Raw genomic sequence first — 6,366 nt, 5'->3', positions numbered from 1 at the left:
CGAAATGCAGCGCCGCGACGCGAAGCGCGGCCTGGCGTCGCTGTGTATCGGCGGCGGTATGGGCGTGGCGCTCGCACTCGAGCGTCTGTAACGAGGTTCTGAACCGTTTGCTCTGCCGGGTGCGATCCGGCAACCGGCGGAGCACGGCGTCAATCCAGCAGCAGATTTGTCGCGCATCACTCGATGCAAACAAGAAACCGCGCGATTTATGCCAGGCAGGCTTCGTGTCCCATGCGAAGCCGCCGGCCCACGTAAGACGCGGCGTCTCAAGAGAGACGCCGCGAGGACCACTGATTTTCTTCTCTCGCGGATATACAGGATGACTAAGCGTATTGCATTGGTAACGGGTGGTATGGGCGGCCTTGGCGAGGCCATCAGTGTTCGTTTGCACGACGCAGGCTACAAGGTCGTGGTGACGCACTCGCCGGACAACGCAGGGGCAAAGGACTGGTTGAAGCGCCAGCAGGACGCAGGCCGCGAGTTTCACGCGTACTCGATCGACGTGGCCGATTACGATTCGTGCCAGCGCGGTGCAAAGAAGATTCAGAGCGAAATCGGCCCGATCGATATTCTGATCAACAACGCGGGCATCACCCGCGACATGACGTTCCGCAAGCTCGACAAGGTGAACTGGGACGCCGTGCTGCGCACGAATCTCGATTCGATTTTCAATATCTCGAAGCCGCTTTGCGACAGCATGGTGGAGCGCTCGTGGGGGCGCATCATCAATATTTCGTCGGTGAACGGTTCGAAGGGCGCGGTCGGTCAGACCAACTACGCAGCGGCGAAGGCCGGTATGCACGGCTTCACGAAGTCGCTGGCGCTGGAAGTGGCGCGCAAGGGCGTGACGGTCAACACGATTTCGCCGGGTTATCTCGCGACGAAAATGGTCACCTCGATTGCCCAGGACATTCTCGACACGAAGATCCTGCCGCAGATCCCGATGGGCCGTCTGGGCAACCCGGAAGAAGTGGCGGCGCTCGTGCTGTTCCTGTGCTCGGATGAAGCCAGCTTCGTGACGGGGGCGAACATCCCCATCAACGGCGGCCAGCACATGCAGTAACTGCGTTGGGCAGTGAAGCCGCGCGGTGCTGCCGCGCGGCAAACCATCGATTCATTCGGGCCGGCACCTTCCAGTGCCGGCTTTTTTTATGCCGTCTTGCGATCGAGCGCGAACGACACCATCAGCACCAGAATGCCGAGCACGGCCAGGATCGCGCCGACCCAACCCGTGGCGAGCCAGCCGAAACCCGCTGCAATCACGATGCCGCCGAGCCACGCGCCCAAGGCATTGGCGATATTGAACGCACTGTGATTGAGCGCGGCCGCGAGCGATTGCGCGTCGCCGGCCACGTCCATCAGGCGCGACTGGAAAGCGGGCGTGCAGGCCGAACCCACGCCTACGCAAAACAGCACCGGCAACATCAGCCAGAGGTGGGGCGCTGCGACCACGAACACCAGCAGCACGACCGTCGTGAACGCATACATGCCGAGCATGGTGCGCTTGAGCCAGCGATCCGCAAACCAGCCGCACGCCATATTGCCGATGATCATGCCGATGCCGATCAACGCCAGTGCCCAGGGCACGTGAAAGCTCGGCAGATGCGTGACCTGGGTGAGCGTGGACGCCACATAGCTATAGACCGAGAAAATCCCGCCGAAGCCCACTGCCGAAGCCAGCAGCGTGAGCAACACCTGCGGGCGGCCCAGCGCGCCCAGTTCGGTGAGCGGACTGGCCTTGCTCGACAACGGCAAGGTGGGCACCGAATACGCAATCATGCCCGCCGTGATGAGCGCGATGACGGCAACCGCCGCAAAGCACGCCTGCCAGCCCATCGCCTGGCCGAGCCAGGTGGCGGCGGGCACGCCGACGACATTTGCCACGCTCAGCCCCAGCATGACCTTGCCGATGGCGGCGCCGCGTTTATGCGGCGGCACCAGCGCTGCTGCGGCCAATGCGGCGAGACCGAAATACGCGCCGTGCGGCAGCCCGGCGATAAAACGGCTTGCGAGCGCGAAGCCGTAACTATGAAACACCGCGGTCGCGCCATTGCCGATCGCGTAGAGCAGCATCAGCACGATCAGCAGCGCGCGGCGCGGCATTCTGGCGAGCAGCACGGTGATGAGCGGCGCGCCGACCACGACACCCGCTGCATACGCGCTGATCATGTGGCCCGCCTCGGGAATCGTGACGTGCAGATCGCCGGCCATTTCCGGGAGGATGCCCATGGCGGCGAATTCGGCAGTACCGATTGCGAAGCCGCCGAGCGCGAGCGAAAGTTCGGCGAGTCCCAGCCCGTGCGGCGGCTCGATGAGTGGCGCGGAAGTGCCGGTTTCGGCGGCTTCGGCGCGCAGGGAAGTTTCTACAGGAGCATTCATCGAATAGGTCTAAAGCGGTCTAAAAGCGTGGGTGCGTGGGTTGCTTGATTCGTGTGATGGAATGTGATCGATAACATTTTGCGCGCGTGCCATTGCCGTACCGTTAAATTCCTGGTCAGTTTCCTGGGAAGGTGTCTTCGCGCGCAGAATCGAATGACATCGTCATGGTGCGAACGAAGTCGACAAACAAGTCCTTTGCTGCATGCATGGCATGCAAGGTTCGGATGAGGCAGTCTGGATGACGACGACGGACAACGGCAAACAGCAGGTCAACAGCAGGTAAAAAAGCAGGCAAAAGCCGAGGCGACGCAAGCAATCGATCAATCGAAAAACGGCGAGTGTTGCGCGAGGCCAACCGCCACGCGTATTTTAGAACATCTGATGTATTCGCGCAGGGCGCACAAAAAGCGCTGGAGCGTCGGCTTGCCGCGCTTTTTTCGTCCGTTGCACACACGCTTGCCTGACAACACGCTATTCGATGTTTCGCTGAATGTGGCTCGCGCGACACTTCACGAACGCCATCGCGGCCATGCAGCGCGTTTCATTTTTTCAAATTCTGTATCCTGAAAGCCGAAAGCATTTAGAGCAATCGAATTCCAGCGATTCATGTGCCTGGTAGTTAGCGCGTGAAAGCGATCGGAAAACAATCGGAAAATTTTCCTGGTCAATTAAGACAGATTGGGTCTATGAATAGCGCAATGCGACTCAATGAGTTTGCACACGCGGACGCTTTGTTGCCATAATTGACTTGCCACGATGGCAATGCCTATATGGACCAGCCCAAACTTCGAGGTGCAAACGAAGTTTCAACAGGTGTCTGGAGACGAAATCCGATAAGGGAGGTGAGTATGGTGACTTTGGACGCGATCAACCTCAAGATCGCAAAACTGCAGAAACAGGCGGAAACGCTCGTTAAAACGCAATCGTCGGTCGGCCTCACAAAGATTCGCGATCTGATGCATAAGCATGGTCTGAGCGTGGCCGATATCGAAAGTTTTGTCGGCAAAAAGCGCGGCCGCAAGCCGGGCGTTGCCGCCGCGAATGGCGTGGCCAAAGCCCCGCGCGCCGTGCAACACGTGGCGCCGAAATACGCAGACCCGAAATCGGGCGCGACGTGGACTGGCCGTGGCCGTGCGCCGCTGTGGATTCGCGACGTAAAAGACCGCTCGAAATTCCTGATCGACGCGGGCGCTGCGCCCAAAGCGGCAGCAGCGAAAAAAGCCCCGAAAGCGGCAACGAAGCGCGTGACGGCTAAAACGAAACCGGTTGGCGCCAAACGTGGCCGCAAGCCCGGCGCAGTTGCAAAGAAGACGCGTGCTGTCGCGCAGGCTGCTGCCTGAATAGCGTAAATGGCACGAATGGCATGAATGACGTTGAGGCCGGCGGTGTAAAAGGTTTAACCGAACTTTTCCGCGGCCTTCGTCATGGCTTGCGCGAGCCGGCGCAATACCGGCTCGCGCAATCGGATCGCCTGGATTTACCGTACTCCAGAATTGGCTGATTTCGCCGGGCGTCTAGTGTGGACGTCCGCTTTCTTTGCGGCTTTGGGCTGGCTTTGAGCTGTTTCTCTGGCTGTTCTGCCGCGTCGCTTCGCTCTCTCCGCTCTCGCCATGCCCAGGAAAAAGTCCAGCGTCTGGCTTCGAGGTTTAGACCTGCTCGCAAGCGTTATGCGGGCACCGCCGAAGAAAAAAGCCACACGACGTAAAACCGCCGCTATCAAAACCGTCGCCAGCGCGACGGTCAAACGCGCGAAGCGCGCAGCGCCCATTTCCGCAACGCCGCGTAAAGGCACACGCGCCACACCCGCCACGCCTGCAAAATCGGCGCAAAAGACTTTACCGGGCCGCTGGCTGCGCACGTTTTATTCCGCGCCGCCCACTGCCGGGCGTCTCGTCAATCATCTTGCCTACGCGTTGTATTTGCCCGCATCCCAGCCAGCTAGCGCGGATTTGCCGCTGGTGGTGATGCTGCACGGTTGCAAGCAGACCGCCGAATCGTTCGCACGTGGCACACGTATTTGTCAGCGCGCCGAACGCGCTGGATTTGCGGTGCTGCTGCCCGAACAGGCCAAAACCGCGCACGCGCAAGGCTGCTGGCATTGGCACGACGATCCGGCGCAAACGGAGGCGCCGGCGGTGGCCGCGCTGATCGAATCGGTTGTGCGGGAATATGGCTTTGACGCGCAGCGCGTTTATCTTGCGGGTATTTCGGCGGGGGCGGGTCTGGCGGCGGCGCTGGCTATTGCCGATCCGCGATTATTTGCCGCGGTGGGTTTGCATTCGGGGCCGGTATTTGGCGCCGCCACTTCCACGATGACGGCGATGAGCGTGATGCGCCGCGGTACGCGTGAAGATCCGGTGCAGTTGATCGATGCGCGTGTCGATGTGAATGCTTACCCCGGCATGCCGACCATCATCATGCACGGCGATATCGACGCGGTCGTGGCCAAACGCAACGCGGAACAATTGACGCTGGAATTTGCGCGGCTGAATCGGCTTATCGACGCGCAGGGTGAATTGCGGGTAGGCGAGCAACGCAGTTATCACCGCGACGGCGCCGATTACACCGATTACGTGAAAGGCGGCCGCAATATCGTGCGGCTTTGCGTCGTGCACGGCCTGGGTCACGCATGGAGCGGCGGCGACCCGCGCGAGCCTTTTCATTCCGCGCGTGGACCGGATGCTACCGGCTTACTCTGGAATTTCTTTCGGCGTCAGCGGCGGATCGCGTAATTTTGGCGGCGGTTAATTGCCCGGTTTCTGATTCAATCTTCGCCAGCAATGTTATCCAGGCCATTCACGCCGCGCCGCTATCCGAAGCCACCGGCAAGCCTTCCGCCCGCCACCGCAACATTCCGCCCGCCAGATTCGCCACCTGCCCAAATCCCGCCTTACCCAGCAAAATACTCGCCTGCGCCGATCTCACTCCCGAGCGGCACACCGCCACCACCGGCCGATCGCGATCAAATTCGTCGATGCGCGCCGTCAATTGCGAAAGCGGCACCAGTTTCGCATCGGGAAGATGCCCGAGTCGATCGATAAACTCCGTCGCTTCGCGCACATCGACGATCTGCCACTCGCGGCCGTGCTCCAGCAGCGCCATTGGCTCGATTTCCCAGACACCGCTAAAACGCAGCGTCAACGGCGCCCAGTCCGGCGATTCGTGCACAGGCGCATCGCCTTCCGGCTTGCCGCAGCGCATATTCGCCGGCACGGCAATCGCCATCAGCTTGGGATGCGGCAGATTCAGATTGTTCATATAGCCCGCGAAATCGCCGAGATCGACATCGCCGCCCAGACGCGGATTGAAACGCCGCTCTTCGGCCACGCTCGTCACGGTGATGCCGCGATAATCGTGCGCCGGGTAAAGCAGACAGTCGCCCGGTAGTGTCAGGATCTGCTCGCGCACGGAGGCGAACAATTGCTCGGGGCTGCCTTCCTGAAAGTCGGTGCGCCCGCATCCGCGGATCAGCAGACTGTCGCCGGTAAAGGCCATGCTGCCGTCGTCCAGCACATAAGTGAGGCAGCCGCTGGTGTGGCCGGGCGTTGCGCGCACCTCCAGATAGCGCTGGCCGAATCGCACCCGGTCGCCATGATGCAGCGCACGATTCACGCCGTCCGCGCCCACTTTCGCGGCGAGTGCGATCTCGCTGCCGCAGCGCTGACGAAGCCGCCACGCGCCGGTCACGTGATCGGCGTGCACGTGCGTATCGAGTGTCGCGACGAGTTTGAGGCCCAGTTCCTGCAGCAGCGAAAGATCGCGCGGCACCTGCTCGTAGACGGGGTCGATCAGAAGCGCTTCGCCGCTCGCAGGATCGCCGAGCAAATAGGTATAAGTCGACGATACGGGATCGAATAGCTGGCGAAAGATCACGGCGGGCCTCCTTGTGAAAGGTCGCGACGAAAGCGCTTCAAAAACCGCTTCAAATTGGCACTACGGCCCGCATGGTGTTAGTAATCGTTTGAATGCGGGCCGGGGGAAAAAGCG

Annotated in this window: 7 protein-coding genes; 5 read left to right on the top strand and 2 right to left on the bottom strand. The window is 60.9% G+C overall.

Features of this window, described 5'->3' with window-relative positions:
* On the top strand, positions 1-91 hold a 91-nt coding region (locus U5A67_RS14010; RefSeq protein WP_321814967.1), incomplete at its 5' end, for a hypothetical protein.
* 228 nt (positions 92-319) lie between these two features.
* Positions 320-1,063, top strand: coding sequence for an acetoacetyl-CoA reductase (gene phbB / locus U5A67_RS14005; RefSeq protein ID WP_205985757.1), 744 nt, complete (start codon positions 320-322; stop codon positions 1,061-1,063).
* 86 nt (positions 1,064-1,149) lie between these two features.
* Here phbB and U5A67_RS14000 read toward each other — a convergent pair whose 3' ends face one another.
* Complete coding sequence (locus U5A67_RS14000) at positions 1,150-2,379, bottom strand: MFS transporter (RefSeq protein WP_205985758.1); 1,230 nt, start codon at positions 2,377-2,379, stop codon at positions 1,150-1,152.
* An 848-nt stretch (positions 2,380-3,227) separates the two neighbouring features.
* On the opposite strand from U5A67_RS14000, the gene U5A67_RS13995 reads away from it, so the two are divergent.
* From U5A67_RS13995 to U5A67_RS13985, 3 genes are all read left to right on the top strand, one after another.
* Complete coding sequence (locus U5A67_RS13995; RefSeq protein WP_321814688.1) at positions 3,228-3,719, top strand: H-NS histone family protein; 492 nt, start codon at positions 3,228-3,230, stop codon at positions 3,717-3,719.
* 23 nt (positions 3,720-3,742) lie between these two features.
* A complete protein-coding gene (locus tag U5A67_RS13990) occupies positions 3,743-3,880 on the top strand; it encodes a hypothetical protein (RefSeq protein WP_321959712.1) in 138 nt (45 codons plus the stop codon).
* A gap of 109 nt (positions 3,881-3,989) precedes the next feature.
* Entirely contained in the window at positions 3,990-5,111 is a 1,122-nt protein-coding gene (locus tag U5A67_RS13985) for a PHB depolymerase family esterase (protein WP_321814689.1), read from the top strand.
* Positions 5,112-5,175: 64 nt separating this feature from the next.
* Here the strand turns inward: U5A67_RS13985 and U5A67_RS13980 are convergent, their stop codons facing one another.
* Positions 5,176-6,252, bottom strand: coding sequence for an MBL fold metallo-hydrolase (locus U5A67_RS13980; protein ID WP_205985763.1), 1,077 nt, complete (start codon positions 6,250-6,252; stop codon positions 5,176-5,178).
* Between the last annotated feature and the right edge of the window lie 114 nt (positions 6,253-6,366).

The organism is Paraburkholderia sp. J69-1, assembly GCF_905220255.1.
Taxonomy (GTDB): domain Bacteria; phylum Pseudomonadota; class Gammaproteobacteria; order Burkholderiales; family Burkholderiaceae; genus Paraburkholderia.
Note: the sequence above shows the minus strand (reverse complement) of the source record. Positions and strands in the feature narration are given on the sequence as shown.

Bases quoted from the DNA above. Each gene is read 5' to 3' on its own strand.
- phbB (WP_205985757.1), top strand. From the start codon at position 320: ATGACTAAGCGTATTGCATTGGTAACGGGTGGTATGGGCGGCCTTGGC.
- U5A67_RS14000 (WP_205985758.1), bottom strand. From the start codon at position 2,379: ATGAATGCTCCTGTAGAAACTTCCCTGCGCGCCGAAGCCGCCGAAACC.
- U5A67_RS13995 (WP_321814688.1), top strand. From the start codon at position 3,228: ATGGTGACTTTGGACGCGATCAACCTCAAGATCGCAAAACTGCAGAAA.
- U5A67_RS13990 (WP_321959712.1), top strand. From the start codon at position 3,743: ATGAATGACGTTGAGGCCGGCGGTGTAAAAGGTTTAACCGAACTTTTC.
- U5A67_RS13985 (WP_321814689.1), top strand. From the start codon at position 3,990: ATGCCCAGGAAAAAGTCCAGCGTCTGGCTTCGAGGTTTAGACCTGCTC.